The 15,487-nt window shown below is 43.7% G+C and carries 15 protein-coding genes and 1 riboswitch; of the genes, 13 read left to right on the top strand and 2 right to left on the bottom strand.

From position 1 onward, the window contains the following. The first annotated feature begins 13 nt into the window (after positions 1-13). The 8 genes from ACSLGF_RS07510 to ACSLGF_RS07475 all read left to right on the top strand — a co-directional run bounded on the left by ACSLGF_RS07510 (position 14) and on the right by ACSLGF_RS07475 (position 8,872). A complete protein-coding gene (locus ACSLGF_RS07510) occupies positions 14-598 on the top strand; it encodes a TetR/AcrR family transcriptional regulator (RefSeq protein WP_456003982.1) in 585 nt (194 codons plus the stop codon). Between the two features lie 25 nt (positions 599-623). Next, on the top strand, positions 624-1,403 hold the full coding sequence (locus tag ACSLGF_RS07505) for an enoyl-CoA hydratase (RefSeq protein ID WP_456003980.1): 780 nt from the start codon (positions 624-626) through the stop codon (positions 1,401-1,403). 31 nt (positions 1,404-1,434) lie between these two features. Then, complete coding sequence (locus ACSLGF_RS07500) at positions 1,435-2,208, top strand: electron transfer flavoprotein subunit beta/FixA family protein (protein ID WP_456003978.1); 774 nt, start codon at positions 1,435-1,437, stop codon at positions 2,206-2,208. 44 nt (positions 2,209-2,252) lie between these two features. Further along, positions 2,253-3,230, top strand: coding sequence for an electron transfer flavoprotein subunit alpha/FixB family protein (locus ACSLGF_RS07495; RefSeq protein ID WP_456003976.1), 978 nt, complete (start codon positions 2,253-2,255; stop codon positions 3,228-3,230). Between the two features lie 75 nt (positions 3,231-3,305). After that, complete coding sequence (locus ACSLGF_RS07490; RefSeq protein ID WP_456003974.1) at positions 3,306-4,784, top strand: alpha-N-arabinofuranosidase; 1,479 nt, start codon at positions 3,306-3,308, stop codon at positions 4,782-4,784. Between the two features lie 246 nt (positions 4,785-5,030). Beyond that, positions 5,031-5,345: a thioredoxin gene (trxA, locus tag ACSLGF_RS07485; protein WP_007501629.1), complete on the top strand. Its 315-nt coding sequence runs from the start codon at positions 5,031-5,033 to the stop codon at positions 5,343-5,345. 139 nt (positions 5,346-5,484) lie between these two features. Then, the gene (gene uvrC / locus ACSLGF_RS07480; protein ID WP_456003972.1) at positions 5,485-7,257 is read left to right on the top strand and encodes an excinuclease ABC subunit UvrC; all 1,773 of its coding nucleotides are present in this window, start codon (positions 5,485-5,487) and stop codon (positions 7,255-7,257) included. 61 nt (positions 7,258-7,318) lie between these two features. Continuing rightward, positions 7,319-7,496, top strand: a riboswitch (Lysine riboswitch). A gap of 140 nt (positions 7,497-7,636) precedes the next feature. Further along, positions 7,637-8,872, top strand: a complete 1,236-nt coding sequence (locus tag ACSLGF_RS07475; RefSeq protein ID WP_456003970.1) for an aspartate kinase — start codon at positions 7,637-7,639, stop codon at positions 8,870-8,872. Positions 8,873-9,043: 171 nt separating this feature from the next. On the opposite strand, the gene ACSLGF_RS07470 is transcribed toward ACSLGF_RS07475, so the two are convergent. Beyond that, complete coding sequence (locus tag ACSLGF_RS07470) at positions 9,044-9,487, bottom strand: YslB family protein (RefSeq protein WP_456003968.1); 444 nt, start codon at positions 9,485-9,487, stop codon at positions 9,044-9,046. Between the two features lie 283 nt (positions 9,488-9,770). On the opposite strand from ACSLGF_RS07470, the gene ACSLGF_RS07465 reads away from it, so the two are divergent. From ACSLGF_RS07465 to ACSLGF_RS07445, 5 genes are all read left to right on the top strand, one after another. After that, positions 9,771-10,379, top strand: a complete 609-nt coding sequence (locus ACSLGF_RS07465) for a succinate dehydrogenase cytochrome b558 subunit (RefSeq protein ID WP_456003966.1) — start codon at positions 9,771-9,773, stop codon at positions 10,377-10,379. A 37-nt stretch (positions 10,380-10,416) separates the two neighbouring features. Then, positions 10,417-12,177: a succinate dehydrogenase flavoprotein subunit gene (gene sdhA, locus ACSLGF_RS07460; protein ID WP_456003964.1), complete on the top strand. Its 1,761-nt coding sequence runs from the start codon at positions 10,417-10,419 to the stop codon at positions 12,175-12,177. Position 12,178: 1 nt separating this feature from the next. Continuing rightward, a complete protein-coding gene (gene sdhB / locus ACSLGF_RS07455; protein WP_060781255.1) occupies positions 12,179-12,943 on the top strand; it encodes a succinate dehydrogenase iron-sulfur subunit in 765 nt (254 codons plus the stop codon). A gap of 121 nt (positions 12,944-13,064) precedes the next feature. Then, positions 13,065-13,523, top strand: coding sequence for an acyl-CoA thioesterase (locus ACSLGF_RS07450; RefSeq protein ID WP_456003962.1), 459 nt, complete (start codon positions 13,065-13,067; stop codon positions 13,521-13,523). Between the two features lie 74 nt (positions 13,524-13,597). Continuing rightward, positions 13,598-14,317: a biotin--[acetyl-CoA-carboxylase] ligase gene (locus tag ACSLGF_RS07445; protein ID WP_456003960.1), complete on the top strand. Its 720-nt coding sequence runs from the start codon at positions 13,598-13,600 to the stop codon at positions 14,315-14,317. 26 nt (positions 14,318-14,343) lie between these two features. Here ACSLGF_RS07445 and ACSLGF_RS07440 read toward each other — a convergent pair whose 3' ends face one another. Continuing rightward, positions 14,344-15,474 (bottom strand): PrpF domain-containing protein, encoded by a 1,131-nt coding sequence (locus ACSLGF_RS07440; RefSeq protein WP_456003958.1) that lies wholly within the window; start codon positions 15,472-15,474, stop codon positions 14,344-14,346. Between the last annotated feature and the right edge of the window lie 13 nt (positions 15,475-15,487).

Genomic DNA, 15,487 nt, shown 5'->3' with positions numbered 1-15,487 from the left:
GGGACGAAGCACATTGAAGCAGAAAAGACCGAAGTACATGCAAATTATTGATGCAGCAGTTGTGGTGATTGCAGAGAACGGCTATCATCAATCACAAGTTTCAAAGATTGCCAAACAAGCAGGGGTAGCAGACGGAACGATTTATCTCTATTTCAAAAACAAAGAGGATATTCTGATCTCATTATTCAAAGAAAAAATGGGACAGTTCATCGAACGGATGGAAACAGATATTCAAAAGAAACCGTCTGCCAAAGAAAAGCTTCTTCTGCTGATTCAGGAGCACTTTCGCCTGCTTTCGCAAGATCATCATTTGGCCCTTGTGACACAGCTTGAACTCAGACAGTCAAACCTTGAGCTGCGGCAAAAAATCAATGAGGTGCTGAAAGGGTATTTAAATATGCTCGACTCGATTTTAACAGAGGGAAAGAAAACAGGAGAATTCAGACAAGATCTAGATGTCCGCTTAGCGAGACAAATGGTATTTGGGACGATTGATGAAACCGCTACAACATGGGTCATGAATGATCAAAAGTATGATCTGACTGCACTTGCAGAAAACGTACATGATCTTCTCTTAAACGGAATACATCAATCTTAAAGACAATTGAAAAAGGATGATTGATATGGAAAAGATACTCAGCTTACATCAAGAAGAACAAATAGCGCTCATCACGATTCAACATCCACCTGCAAATGCCTTATCTTCTCAGCTTCTCACTGAGCTCAATGATATGTTTGACCAGCTCGAACAAAACGAAGAAGTGAGAGCCATTGTGATCCACGGAGAAGGCAGATTCTTCTCAGCAGGTGCTGATATTAAAGAATTTACGACCTTACAGAAAGAGTCTGATTATGCGAGTCTTGCAGACAGAGGACAGCAAGTCTTTGAACGAATTGAGCAATGTCCAAAACCAGTCATTGCCTCTATTCACGGAGCAGCATTAGGCGGAGGTCTTGAGCTGGCGATGTCATGTGATATTCGAATCGCAACAAAAGAGGCGAAGCTTGGGCTGCCGGAACTAAACCTCGGCATCATTCCAGGATTCGGCGGCACGCAGCGCCTGCCTCGCTATGTTGGATCTGCTAAAGCACTTGAAATGATGGGAACAGCTGAGCCGATTACAGGAGAAGAAGCACTTGCCTGCGGGCTTGTTTCAAAGCTTGCAGAAACAGAGGAAGAAGCGCTGGATGCAGCCAAAACACTTGCGGCGAAATTTGCAGCGAAAAGCCCTAAAACGCTCGAGTATGTGCTTGAGTTATTGAATGCGGCAAAAGTGTACTCATATGATGGTGGAATGAAGCTGGAAGCCAAAAAATTTGGTGAGGTTTTCCAATCAAATGACGCCAAAGAAGGCATTCAAGCCTTTATCGAAAAGCGCAAACCGAACTTTAAAGGGGAATAAGGGATTAGTATGACACAAGGGGGAGAAATGAATGAATATATTTGTTTTGATGAAGCGTACGTTTGACACGGAAGAGAAGATTTCCATTCAGTCTGGTGCAATTCAAGAAGATGGGGCAGAGTTCATTATTAATCCTTATGACGAGTATGCAATAGAAGAAGCGATTCAGCTTCGGGATGAGCACGGAGGAGAAGTGACCGTTGTCACAGTTGGCAGCGAGGATGCGGAGAAACAGCTAAGAACAGCGCTTGCTATGGGCTGCGATCAGGCCGTTTTATTAAATGTTGAAGATGACTTGGAGGAGTGGGATCAATATTCAGCTTCTACTATTCTTTATCACTATTTCAAGGACAAAGATGCTTCCTTGATATTGGCAGGGAATGTGGCGATTGACGGCGGCTCTGGCCAGGTTGCTCCTCGTCTTGCTGAATTACTTGGTTTTTCATATGTCACAACGATTACACGTATTCAAATAGACGGCGACTCAGCTTCAATTGAACGAGATGCAGAGGGTGACGTGGAAGTGATTTCCGCCCAGCTCCCGCTTGTTGTCACAGCGCAGCAAGGTCTTAATGAGCCTCGTTATCCATCGTTACCAGGCATTATGAAGGCAAAGAAAAAGCCTTTAGAAGAATTGGAACTAGATGATTTAGATCTCGATGAAGACGATGTGCCATATAAAATCAAAACGATTGAACGTTTCTTACCGGAGAAAAAAGAGGGTGGAAAGGTGCTGAGCGGTGAGCCTCAGGATCAAGTCAAAGAACTGACAGATCTACTAAGAAATGAAGCAAAAGTCATCTAAATATCCACTTTACGATATCACGAGAACAAGGGGGAGCTTGAAAGATGAGTAAAAAAGTTGTTGTACTTGGAGAAAGTCGTGACGGTAAATTAAGAAATGTGACATTTGAAGCGATTGCTGCCGCTCATCAAGTGGCTGATGGCGGTGAGGTCATTGGCGTATTAATAGGGGATCAAGTCAAAGAACAAGCCGATGAACTGCTTTACTATGGAGCAGATCATGTCATGCTTGTGGAGCATCCTCACCTTTCATATTATACATCTGATGGTTTTACGCAGGCGCTTCAAGCCATATTAGATCAGGTCAATCCGGATGCAGTGCTCTTTGGCCATACGTCTATCGGAAAAGACTTGTCACCCAAAATAGCAGCACGCCTGCAGACAGGCTTGATTTCAGATGCGATCGATGTAAGCGTTACCGGAGAACATCTCGTTTTCACTAGACCGATTTACTCTGGAAAAGCCTTCGAAAAAGTCATCTCGACGGATCGCCTGCTTTTGGCGACCATTCGGCCAAACAACGTGGCACCGCTGGAGCGGGATGCGTCACGAGACGGAGAAGTCACTCCAGTTTCTGTCGATATTCAGAACCTGCGAACGATCGTGAAGGAAGTCGTTAAAAAAACGTCAGAAGGTGTAGACTTATCCGAAGCAAAAGTTATTGTCGCTGGAGGGCGAGGGGTCAAGAGCAAAGAAGGCTTTGAACCGCTGAAAGAACTCGCCCAAACGCTGGGCGCAGCAGTCGGTGCCTCGCGTGGAGCTTGCGATGCAGACTACTGTGATTATGCCCTGCAAATTGGTCAAACCGGTAAGGTCGTCACACCTGACCTTTACATTGCCTGCGGGATTTCAGGCGCGATTCAGCATTTAGCCGGAATGTCTAACAGTAAAGTCATTGTGGCGATTAACAAAGACCCTGAAGCTGAAATCTTCAAAATCGCCGATTACGGAATTGTTGGTGACTTGTTCGAAGTGGTCCCGCTTTTGAATGAAGAGTTAAAAAAGATGAATATCCACTCGTAACGCTCATACACTCAGAATGCCTAGGTATTCTGGGTTTTTTTGTATGTCATTATGGAACAAAGGAGCGGTTGACAAGTGAAGGGTACAGTAAAAGTCAATGACGTGATCGGACGCATTTCTAAACACATTTATGGACACTTTCAAGAGCATTTAGGAAGAGGGATTTATGACGGGATTTGGGTAGGAGAAGACTCATCAATTGACCATATTGAAGGAATTCGAACCGATGTGCTAAAGGCGCTTCAAGCATTACATATCCCGGTGCTTAGGTGGCCGGGCGGCTGTTTTGCAGACGAGTATCATTGGGCAAATGGCGTTGGTGATCTGAGTGAACGAAAGCCGATGGTGAACACTCATTGGGGAGGTACCATTGAATCAAATGCGTTTGGCACACATGAATTTATGCGATTGTGTGAATTACTTGAATGTGAGCCTTATATTTGCGGCAATGTTGGAAGCGGGTCTGTTCAAGAATTAGCGGAATGGGTAGAATACATCACATTTCCTAAGGGGACACCTATGTCCGATTGGCGCATTCAAAATGGAAAACAAGAGCCTTGGAAGCTGACTTATGTTGGCGTAGGCAATGAAAGCTGGGGCTGCGGCGGGAATATGACACCTGAATACTATGCAGACCTATATAAACGCTATCAAACGTATGTGAGAGAGTTTGCTGGTAACCGTATTTATAAAATAGCTTGCGGCGCGAATTCAAATGACGTGAATTGGACAAAAGTATTAATGGAACGGGCTGCACCATGGATGGATGGGCTCAGTTTACATTACTATACCGTTCCTGGTACATGGGAGAAGAAAGGGTCTGCGACTGATTTTGATGAGGATGAATGGTTTACAACGTTGAAAAAGGCCTATGAGATGGAGCAGCTTGTCATGGATCATGGAAAAATCATGGATCGTTATGATCCAGACAAGCGAATCGGGATGATTATTGATGAATGGGGGACATGGTATGACCCAGAGCCAGGGACCAATCCGGGGTTTTTATATCAGCAGAACACACTGAGAGACGCCCTTGTCTGTGCCCTGCATTTTCATATATTTCACCGTCATTGCCAGCGGATTCACATGGCGAATATTGCCCAGACGGTCAATGTCCTGCAAGCGATGGTGTTAACGAAGGACGAAAAGATGATCCTGACCCCTACCTATCATGTATTTCACATGTTTCAAGTGCATCAGGAGGAAGAAGCACTTGAAGTGGAGTTTGATTCACCGCCGTATGAACGCCGAGGTGAAAAAATTCCTCAGGTCAGCGTGTCAGCCTCACGTTCCTCTGACAAGATGCATATTAGTTTTTGTCACCTGAACCCTTATGAAAAAGCAGAGGTATCCCTTGCAATAGATGGGATTGATCCACAAACGACTGCCACTGGCCGCGTGCTGACAGCTGATCGGATGAATGCGCACAATACATTCGATGATCCTCAATCCGTTCAGCCTGCGGACTTCCAGCAATTTGCTGTAAAGCCCGGCGAATTAACCATAGATCTCCCGCCTATGTCGGTTGTCATGATGACTGTCGATCTGACTTGATCACATATTTTGATGTTTGATGAGAAGAATGTTGGGGCATCATACATTGTAAATGAAGCGGAAAGGGAGTTATGTCATATGCTTAGAACCATTCTGATGATCATCGGTGCGATTGTTGTTATTGGTGCGATTATACGGTTTGTTTTTTAATTCATTTCATAAAAAATGATTCGTAAGCATTTCATTCGCAAGTCACATTGGTAGATGCTATACTAAAAAGCATAATTTACATTGGAGGAATGAATAATGGCAATCGTAAAAGCTACTGACGCAACATTTTCACAAGAAACTGCAGAAGGTGTTGTTCTTGCAGATTTTTGGGCACCATGGTGCGGACCTTGTAAAATGATTGCTCCAGTTCTTGAAGAACTTGATCAAGAAATGGGCGATAAAATGAAAATTGTAAAAATTGATGTAGACGATAACCAAGAAACTGCTGGTAAATACGGCGTGATGAGTATCCCAACACTTCTTGTTTTAAAAGACGGTGAAGTCGTAGAAACGTCTGTTGGTTTCAAACCAAAAGAAGCACTAGCTGAGCTTGTCAACAAACATCTATAAACACAACCATGCCATTGCGGTATGACCACTGAAGCGGTTCTCGTATAGACGAGAGCCGCTTTTCTTTCAATATGGTATAAAACAAATGTTCGTGATACACTAGAAGGAGTGAAAGAGGAAAACAAGGACGGATGAAAATATGAACAAACTGATCAAAGAAAAGCTGTCAGTCCTGCCTGATCGACCAGGCTGTTACTTAATGAAAGATAGACAAAATACGGTCATCTACGTGGGGAAGGCAAAGGTATTAAAAAATAGAGTGCGCTCTTATTTCACTGGATCTCATGATGCCAAAACGCAGCGGCTTGTCAGTGAAATTGCGGACTTTGAATACATTGTGACCTCATCTAACATTGAGGCACTGATTTTAGAGCTGAATTTAATTAAAAAGTATGACCCAAAATACAATGTCATGCTCAAGGATGACAAGACGTATCCTTTTATTAAAATTACGAATGAACGGCATCCTAAGCTGATCGTCACCCGCAATGTGAAAAAGGATAAAGGGAGATACTTCGGTCCATATCCGAACGTACAAGCAGCAAGAGAAACCAAAAAGCTGCTTGACCGCTTATATCCTCTAAGAAAATGTGCGACACTTCCTGATCGTGTCTGTCTTTATTATCATCTTGGACAATGTCTCGCACCATGTGTGTATGACATTTCTGAAGAAACGAATAAACAGCTCGTGGATGAAATCACCAGGTTTCTAAATGGAGGGCACCAGCAAATCAAGAAAGAACTAACCGAAAAGATGCAGGAAGCGGCCGAACAATTAGAGTTTGAGCGGGCAAAAGAACTGAGAGATCAAATCGCTTACATCGACTCAACAATGGAAAAGCAGAAAATGACGATGAGTGACTTATCAGATCGAGATGTATTTGCCTATGCCTATGATAAGGGCTGGATGTGTGTCCAAGTCTTCTTCATTAGACAGGGGAAATTGATTGAACGTGATGTCAGCTTGTTCCCTATGTATCAAGATCCAGAGGAAGAATTCCTCACGTTTTTGGGGCAATTTTATGAAAAAAACAACCACTTCCTGCCGAAGGAAATTTTGGTGCCAGACAGCGTAGATCAAGAGATGATCGAGCAGTTGCTTGAGACGAACGTTCACCAGCCGAAAAAAGGAAAGAAAAAAGATTTGCTTTTACTTGCACACCAAAACGCCAAAATCGCCCTGAAAGAAAAATTCTCGCTCATTGAGCGCGATGAAGAACGGACAATTGGAGCGGTGAAGCAGCTCGGGGACGCACTTAATATTTATATGCCATACCGGATCGAGGCATTTGATAACTCAAATATTCAAGGAGCAGATCCTGTTTCCGCCATGGTTGTCTTTCAGGACGGGAAGCCATATAAAAAGGAATACCGGAAATACAAAATCAAAACTGTCGCAGGGCCAGATGATTATGCATCCATGCGTGAAGTCATCAGAAGACGATATACACGCGTGTTAAAGGATGAGCTGCCGCTGCCAGATTTAATTTTAATTGACGGAGGAAAAGGACAGATCAACGCAGCAATAGACGTGCTCGAAAATGAATTGAATCTGTCTGTTCCAGTGGCAGGTCTTGTGAAAGATGAAAAACATCGGACATCGAATCTCATGATGGGTGATACACTTGAAATTGTTGCGCTAGAGCGTAACAGTCAGGCCTTTTATTTATTGCAGCGTATTCAAGATGAAGTGCACCGGTTTGCCATTAGCTTTCACCGGCAGCTGCGCGGAAAAAATGCATTCCAGTCTATTTTAGATGATGTACCAGGTATTGGAGAGAAGCGAAAAAAACAGCTCCTCAAACATTTTGGCTCTGTGAAAAAGATGAAAGAAGCCTCTGTCCAAGATTTTCAGGAGGCTGGCATTCCGAAACAAACGGCCGAACTTTTAATGGAGGCATTAAAAAAATAGATTGTACTTTTTCCAAAAGTCTGTTAAGATGTGACTAATTTAATAAATGAACGTGTTGTTTGTTGAAGATAGAGGTGCGAACTTCAAGAGTAGGCCTTCAGAGATCGATGGGATCTAGGAAGAGGGCTGAAAGGGGAGCGTCGCCGAAGTGAATAAAATCCACTCATTTTATTCGCTGGCTGTACATTGAAGAAATGTAGGGCTGTCAAGAATTTATTTCTTGGAGGGCTATCTCATTGTTTGCATCTTTTAATGATGATTTCAAAGCAATGGGAGATTTGTTCTCTCATTGCTTTTTTTATTTGCAGTGAGTGGGCAGTCTCCAAAGCCGCTTCTTGCTCTTCTCTCACACGTGATCTTTTGAAAAAGGGTGGTAGACATGGGACTAATTGTACAAAAATTTGGCGGAACATCTGTTGGATCGACAGAAAAAATTCGCAAAGCCGCAGAGAGAGTCATCGCTGAACGTAAGGCAGGTCATGATGTGGTCGTGGTTGTGTCGGCGATGGGAAAATCAACGGATGTTCTAGTAGACCTTGCCAAAGAACTCACAGATGATCCAAGCAAGAGAGAAATGGATATGCTGCTAACAACTGGGGAGCAAGTGACCATTTCATTATTGGCGATGGCGCTGCAAGCAAACGGCTATGATGCCATTTCCTTTACAGGCTGGCAGGCTGGTATGAAAACAGAGCAGGTGCACGGAAATGCAAGAATCGTGGACATCGATGAATCAAGAATCAAAGAGAAACTAAGTGCTGGGAAAGTCGTTGTTGTAGCAGGTTTCCAAGGAATTGCAGATGACCTACATATCACAACACTTGGACGCGGGGGATCAGATACGACGGCTGTGGCACTTGCTGCTGCATTAAAAGCAGACAAATGTGATATATACACGGACGTACCGGGTGTGTTTACGACAGATCCGCGTTATGTACCGTCCGCGCGAAAACTTGCAGGAATTTCATACGATGAGATGCTCGAGCTGGCCAATTTAGGGGCAGGCGTCTTGCATCCGAGAGCCGTTGAGTTTGCGAAAAATTATCAAGTCCCACTAGAAGTCCGTTCTAGTATTGTAAATGAATCGGGTACGTTAATTGAGGAGGAATCATCCATGGAACAAAATTTAGTCGTAAGAGGAATTGCATTTGAAGATCAGATGACACGCGTGACGGTGTGCGGCCTGTCAAGCGGTTTAACAACATTGTCGACCATTTTTACGACGCTTGCTAAGCAAAATATCAATGTTGATATCATCATTCAGTCCGTCACAAGCACAAATCAGACTTCCATCTCTTTCTCTGTGAAAACAGATGATTTGTCCAAAACAGTTGAAGTACTAGAAGAATATAAAGGGGCGCTTGGCTATGAGCAGATTGAGACAGAAAGCAAATTAGCCAAAGTATCCATCGTTGGGTCTGGTATGGTCTCAAATCCAGGCGTAGCTGCTGAAATGTTCGCTGTGTTAGCTGAAAAAGACATTCAAGTGAAAATGGTCAGTACGTCTGAAATCAAAGTTTCCACAGTGGTTGGCCGTGATGATATGGTCAAAGCGGTGGAAGCCCTGCATGATGCATTTGATTTATCGAAAGCGAGCGCAGCTGCTCATTCTTAAAAGAATAAAAAGAGGTGTATCTCATGAAAGAGTGCACCTCTTTTTTATATTTGAATCAGCCGCATAAAGAAAGGAACACACGTGCATAAACCCATTCACTAAGTATGCTATGATAGAAGAAGACATATAAAAAAAGGCGTGACCGGTAGTCCTCGCCTTTCATAAACAGTGTTAGCTAGGGTCTCTTAAATCCCATTTAACGGTTAAAATGACTTTATCAGCACGCTTTTTCACTTGCTCATAGGATTCAGCAACGTGCTCATTGAGAAGCTGAATCTGTTCAGCAATAAAACCTGCCTCCATTTGAAAGCATGGCTCTTTTTGATAGGTGAGTCGATTCGATACAAGTGGACCTTCGAGCTCAAACTCAATTTCCTGTTTTTTAGAATGGGCCATCGTGAGTGTCCCCCATCCGGCATCATGGAAAAATTCGGGGATTTTCTCCCATGACTCTTGAGGAAATTTACGAGCAAGCAGCTTACCCGCAAAATACATCATAGATGAATGATCCTGACCAAGAATGTCAGGCAGCAGAACTTCGCGTATCAGCTCGTAGGCAAATCCATTAACTTCAATTTCTTTTAGCTGTTCTAAGTTAGATTCAAATTTATTCATTGTACGGCTCCCCTCTTTCAACAATTTATTATAGCTTATGTGGGCATATGATGACAGAGTTTTCCCTGAAGTCTAAGAAATTCTTATTGTAGTAAAACGAATTTTGAATTAAAACTTTTAAATTTCGGAAAATTTTAATTTATGTACGCGGTTTCTTGACGCTTTTTTGACATAGGAGTAAAATGAAATTGTCAATAAATTTGAATAAAGTGCTTACATTTGAAAGAAGCGGGGGTAAGACAATTTTCAAGCAATTGCACTTTTTTTACTAGGGGGTAAAGTAATGTCGGGGAACAAAGAATTTTTTTATCGGAGATTGCATTCTTTGCTTGGCGTCATTCCGGTCGGTCTATTTTTAATACAGCACTTAGTGATTAACCACTTTGCGACAAATGGACCAGAGGCGTTTAACAAAGCTGCACACTTTATGGAACAGCTTCCATTCAGATATGCACTTGAGCTGTTCGTGATTTTCTTACCACTGATCTATCATGCTGTTTATGGGGTGTACATAGCCTTTACGGCACAAAACAACACGTCACGCTTCAGTTACTTAAGAAACTGGTTATTCAGACTGCAAAGGATTACAGGTATCATCACATTGATTTTTGTCACTTGGCACGTATGGGAAACACGAATTCAAGCTCAGCTTGGAGCTGAAGTAAACTATGACATGATGGCGAATATTTTAAGCTCTCCATTTATGCTAGGCTTCTATATTGTCGGCGTTTTATCTACTATTTTCCACTTTGCTAATGGCTTGTGGTCATTTGCTGTCAGCTGGGGAATTACCGTTTCACCACGCTCACAAAGAATCTCCACATATGTGACATTAGGTATATTTATAGCGCTTTCATATGTAGGGCTAAGAGCAATTTTCGCTTTTGTTTAAGAGGAAATAGATTAGTAGAAGAGGGAGAGGGGCTACAATGAGTAATTCTAGCATCATCGTTGTCGGAGGCGGCTTAGCTGGTCTCATGGCAACTATAAAAGCAGCAGAAGCGGGAACAGCTGTTAAACTATTTTCAATCGTACCTGTAAAACGTTCGCATTCAGTATGTGCACAGGGCGGAATCAACGGAGCGGTGAATACAAAAGGTGAAGGGGATTCACCTTATGAGCATTTTGATGACACGGTATATGGCGGAGATTTCTTAGCCAACCAGCCGCCAGTAAAGGCAATGTGTGAAGCAGCGCCGTCCATTATCCACTTACTTGATCGTATGGGTGTGATGTTTAACAGAACACCAGAGGGATTACTGGACTTCCGCCGCTTCGGGGGAACACAGCACCACCGTACAGCATTTGCTGGTGCCACAACGGGTCAGCAGCTATTATACGCACTGGATGAGCAGGTTCGCCGCTATGAAGTAGCAGGGCTTGTCACGAAATATGAAGGCTGGGAATTCCTTGGCGCTGTTTTAGATGACGAGGAAGTATGCCGAGGCATTGTCGCACAGAATTTGACGACAATGGAAATTGAATCCTTCCGTTCAGATGCCGTGATCATGGCAACAGGCGGTCCTGGAATCGTGTTCGGTAAATCAACGAACTCCATGATCAATACTGGATCAGCTGCATCAATCGTTTATCAGCAAGGTGCTCATTATGCAAATGGAGAATTCATTCAAATTCACCCAACAGCGATCCCAGGAGATGACAAGCTTCGTCTCATGAGTGAATCAGCTCGTGGTGAAGGCGGACGTGTTTGGACATATAAAGACGGGAAGCCTTGGTACTTCCTAGAAGAAAAATACCCAGCATACGGGAACCTTGTACCGCGTGACATCGCAACGCGTGAAATCTTCGACGTATGTGTCGAGCAAAAGCTTGGCATCAACGGAGAGAACATGGTATACCTGGATCTTTCTCACAAAGATCCAAAAGAGCTTGATATTAAGCTTGGCGGAATCATTGAAATCTATGAAAAATTCATGGGGGATGACCCGCGTAAGCTTCCGATGAAAATTTTCCCTGCTGTCCATTACTCCATGGGCGGACTATGGGTCGATTATGATCAAATGACCAATATCAAAGGTTTGTTCGCTGCCGGAGAATGTGATTACTCTATGCATGGCGGAAACAGACTTGGAGCGAACTCCTTGCTTTCTGCGATTTACGGCGGAATGGTCGCAGGACCAAATGCTGTGAAGTACATTAGCGGTCTTGAAAAGTCTGCGGAAGACCTCTCTTCTGCAACATTTGACAGCGCCGTGAAGAAAGAGCAGGAGAAATGGGACAACATCCTCAGCATGGATGGAACAGAAAATGCATACGTGCTTCATAAAGAGCTTGGAGAATGGATGACGGATAACGTGACAGTGGTTCGTTACAATGACAAACTCTTAAAAACAGATCAGAAGATTGAAGAGCTGATGGAGCGCTATAAGCATATCAACATCAACGATACAGCATCATGGAGCAACCAAGGCGCTGCCTTCACGCGTCAGCTTGACAACATGCTTCAGCTGGCAAGAGTCATTACGATCGGGGCATACAACCGGAATGAAAGCCGAGGAGCACACTATAAACCGGAATTCCCAGAAAGACACGATGAAGAATTCCTAAAAACAACGATGGCTACGTTCAAAGGGAAAAATCAGAAGCCTGCATTCCACTATGAGGACGTCGATGTATCGTTAATTGCACCTCGTAAACGAGATTACTCGAAGAAAAAGGTGGAGAAATAAGATGAGTGAAAAAAACACGATTCAATTCATTATCACACGTCAAGATACAGCAGATGGAAAGCCTTATGATGAGGAATTCGAAATCCCTTACCGTCCGAATATGAACGTCATTTCCGCCCTTATGGAAATTAGACGTAACCCGGTCAATAAAAAAGGTGAAAAAACAACGGCCATCAACTGGGATATGAACTGTCTTGAAGAGGTGTGTGGAGCTTGTTCCATGGTCATTAATGGAAAACCGCGCCAGTCATGTACAGCTTTAATTGACAAGTTAGAGCAGCCGATCCGTCTCCAGCCGATGAAGACATTCCCTGTTGTGAGAGACTTGCAGGTTGATAGAAGCCGTATGTTTAATTCCTTGAAAAAAGTCAAAGCATGGGTGCCAATCGATGGCACATATGACCTTGGACCTGGACCAAGAATGCCTGAGAAAAAACGTCAATGGGCGTATGAGCTTTCTAAATGTATGACATGTGGTGTCTGCCTTGAAGCTTGTCCAAACGTGAATGATAAGTCTTCCTTTATGGGCCCTGCACCGCTTTCGCAAGTTCGTTTATTTAACGCACATCCGACAGGTGCGATGAATAAGTCTGATCGTCTAGAAGAAATTATGGGTGATGGCGGTCTAGCTAACTGCGGGAACTCCCAAAACTGTGTGCAGTCTTGTCCGAAAGGAATCCCGCTGACAACGTCAATTGCAGCACTAAACCGAGATACAACATTACAAGCTTTCCGTAACTTCTTCGGAAGCGATCACGCAGAATAACATCACATTCAGTCCTCGTTGCTAATCATGATGAGTGTTTACAAGAGGCTGGATGCAACACATAACAAACGCCTCTTCCAATACGGGAGAGGCGTTTGTTTGGGAATAAGGAGTGGATCAAATGAGACTGCCGGCATATATTGAAGAACCGTTTGAGCAATGGAGGGCTTCGTTTCGATTTTATGTGGAAACGACCGTCCGTTTTTCAGAAACGGATATGTTTGGCCACATGAACAATGTCACCCCTTTTGTGTATTTCGAAGAGACGCGGATTGCCTTTTTCCAAAAAACAGGGCTTGTTGATAAACGAATGAAACGCGCGCGAGAGACCATCACGGTCGTTGCAAACCTGCAATGTGATTACATCAAACAAGTGGAGATCGGTGAGAGGCTTCGTGTGTATGTAAAGCCGGAAAAAGTCGGATCAAGCTCCCTCATTCTTCATTACCTAGGAGAAAATGAACAGCAGGAACCATGCTTTACTGGCTCTGTGACGATGGTGCAAATTAGTAAAGACACAGGCGCATCTGTCCCATTTACAGAAGAAGAAAAAGAAATATTTCAGGCTCAGCGAAATTAACGGTTGATCAAACGTGTATGCTTCGTTTTGTTATAATAAAAAGATCATATCAAGAAGAAACAAAAGGAGAACACATGAAGATTTTTCAATATGACACCATTGATAGTACAAATAATGAAGCGAAGAGGCTGATTCAACAAGGAAAAGTGCCTTCATTTGCCGTCTATGCCCGGCAGCAGACAGCAGGAAGGGGGAGGCTCGGCAGACCGTGGGAAACACCTACAGGGAATGTCGCGGTGACCATGACGGTCATGCCGCCAGAAGATCTCTCCACCCAGTCAATGATTGCCCCGCTGACGGCTCTAGCGATCTATGATGTACTCAAATCACTCATGAGAGCTGAGGATCAGCTCGCGATCAAATGGCCAAATGATATTCTCATTAATGAAGCAAAGGTATCCGGCACATTGATTGAAGCAGACCGCAGCGCCATCTATATCGGTGTTGGCATTAATGTAGAGACAAAGCCGGAGCATGTCCCGTACAAAACCATTTGCTTATCAGAGCTTACAGAGGTGAAAGCCGATCAGCTTGTGAAAGAACTGACAGTGGCTTTTGAAAAATACCATACACGCTGGCAAAATGAGGGATTTGAAGCACTCACTGCCCTCTACAACAAACGGTTATTTCGTCTGAATCAACCGCTTCGCATCTCATTAGATCGAGAAAAACAAACATGGCAAGAAGGCATTTGCTGCGGGGTCAACCGCTACGGTCATCTGCAGCTAAAAGATGACCAAGGACATATAAAAGCCCATTCTGCCGGAGATATCGATGCACCTCTTCAAAAGTAAAAAAGCAGACGATTTCCTCGTCTGCTTTAGGCTTCTCTTTTAATGTGTTGCTGAACCATATAGTCTTGTTTCGTAAAGACAACCCCGTCCAGAATTTCTCTTGCGGTTCGAATGACCTTGACTCTGTTTTGGGACATATCAATTTCAGTCTGCATAATACCAGCAGGGTGCCCAATTCGCAGCGTTTCATCTTGACCTTGATAAATCTGTGCAGGAAGCGTTTGTTCCATAAAACAGCTGGCTGACACGCAGACAGACCCGGTAATGGCAAGTGCTTGATGGGGTCTTTGCATCGATAGCATGCGCACGATGATATCCATATCTGCTGCTCGTCTCATGATCCCATTTGTATCTACATAATCAGCTGGTTCACTAATAATCGCAAGCTTTGGAACAGCAGGAGACTGTAATGTCGCCATTTCCTTTGGAGAGAAGTGACACATTTCAGCAGCAATGGAACGAATCTCCTCCATATCATTCAGTAATGATTCTGTAAACTCCTCAGGCAATTCCGTTCCTTTTAAGTGGATATCCTTCGCACGGATAAAGGCAATCGGGTTTGCGATATCAATGATCGAGATGGGAATCTCTCCGAACTTTGTTTGAATTGTATCAATGCGGTTCCCAGTCGGAAAGGTTTTACCTGTGACAGCGCCCTCAGGCTTCTCAAAGGATAAATAAATGGGAGAACCTGTCCCTTTTACTCCTGGAATTTCTGCATGTCCTTCGAATTTAACCTCACCATTTTCGACTTCTACCTCTGCCACAATGATTTTATTCGTGTTGGTATTGAGGATACGTACAGTCGTGATGGGCTCAACCGCTTGAACAAACCCTTTAATGATGGCATATGGACCTACAGCTGATGAGATATTCCCGCAGTTTCCTTTAAAGTCTACATATCTTTCATTAATACTGACTTGTGCAAATGTATAGTTTACATCAACATCTGGACGAGTCGATTTGTCAATAATTGCCACCTTGCTTGTTAAAGAATTACCGCCGCCGATTCCATCGACCTGCAGCCGGTCAGGACTGCCCATAATGTCTAAAAGAAATGCCTCGATCTCATCGTGTTCATGGGGTGCATCGTTTGCTTGAATGAATACCCCTTTGCTTGTACCGCCTCGCATGATAGTGATTGGAACTTTTCTCATTGCTCTCACCCTC

It is taken from the genome of Bacillus sp. A015, from assembly GCF_053851875.1.
This window is presented reverse-complemented; position numbering and strand designations above follow the sequence as displayed.

Coding starts and splice junctions, on each gene's coding strand:
- ACSLGF_RS07445 (WP_456003960.1), top strand. CDS start 13,598: ATGAAGATTTTTCAATATGACACCATTGATAGTACAAATAATGAAGCG.
- ACSLGF_RS07440 (WP_456003958.1), bottom strand. CDS start 15,474: ATGAGAAAAGTTCCAATCACTATCATGCGAGGCGGTACAAGCAAAGGG.
- ACSLGF_RS07505 (WP_456003980.1), top strand. CDS start 624: ATGGAAAAGATACTCAGCTTACATCAAGAAGAACAAATAGCGCTCATC.
- ACSLGF_RS07470 (WP_456003968.1), bottom strand. CDS start 9,487: ATGAATAAATTTGAATCTAACTTAGAACAGCTAAAAGAAATTGAAGTT.
- ACSLGF_RS07495 (WP_456003976.1), top strand. CDS start 2,253: ATGAGTAAAAAAGTTGTTGTACTTGGAGAAAGTCGTGACGGTAAATTA.
- uvrC (WP_456003972.1), top strand. CDS start 5,485: ATGAACAAACTGATCAAAGAAAAGCTGTCAGTCCTGCCTGATCGACCA.
- trxA (WP_007501629.1), top strand. CDS start 5,031: ATGGCAATCGTAAAAGCTACTGACGCAACATTTTCACAAGAAACTGCA.
- ACSLGF_RS07465 (WP_456003966.1), top strand. CDS start 9,771: ATGTCGGGGAACAAAGAATTTTTTTATCGGAGATTGCATTCTTTGCTT.
- sdhA (WP_456003964.1), top strand. CDS start 10,417: ATGAGTAATTCTAGCATCATCGTTGTCGGAGGCGGCTTAGCTGGTCTC.
- ACSLGF_RS07500 (WP_456003978.1), top strand. CDS start 1,435: ATGAATATATTTGTTTTGATGAAGCGTACGTTTGACACGGAAGAGAAG.
- ACSLGF_RS07475 (WP_456003970.1), top strand. CDS start 7,637: ATGGGACTAATTGTACAAAAATTTGGCGGAACATCTGTTGGATCGACA.
- ACSLGF_RS07450 (WP_456003962.1), top strand. CDS start 13,065: ATGAGACTGCCGGCATATATTGAAGAACCGTTTGAGCAATGGAGGGCT.
- sdhB (WP_060781255.1), top strand. CDS start 12,179: ATGAGTGAAAAAAACACGATTCAATTCATTATCACACGTCAAGATACA.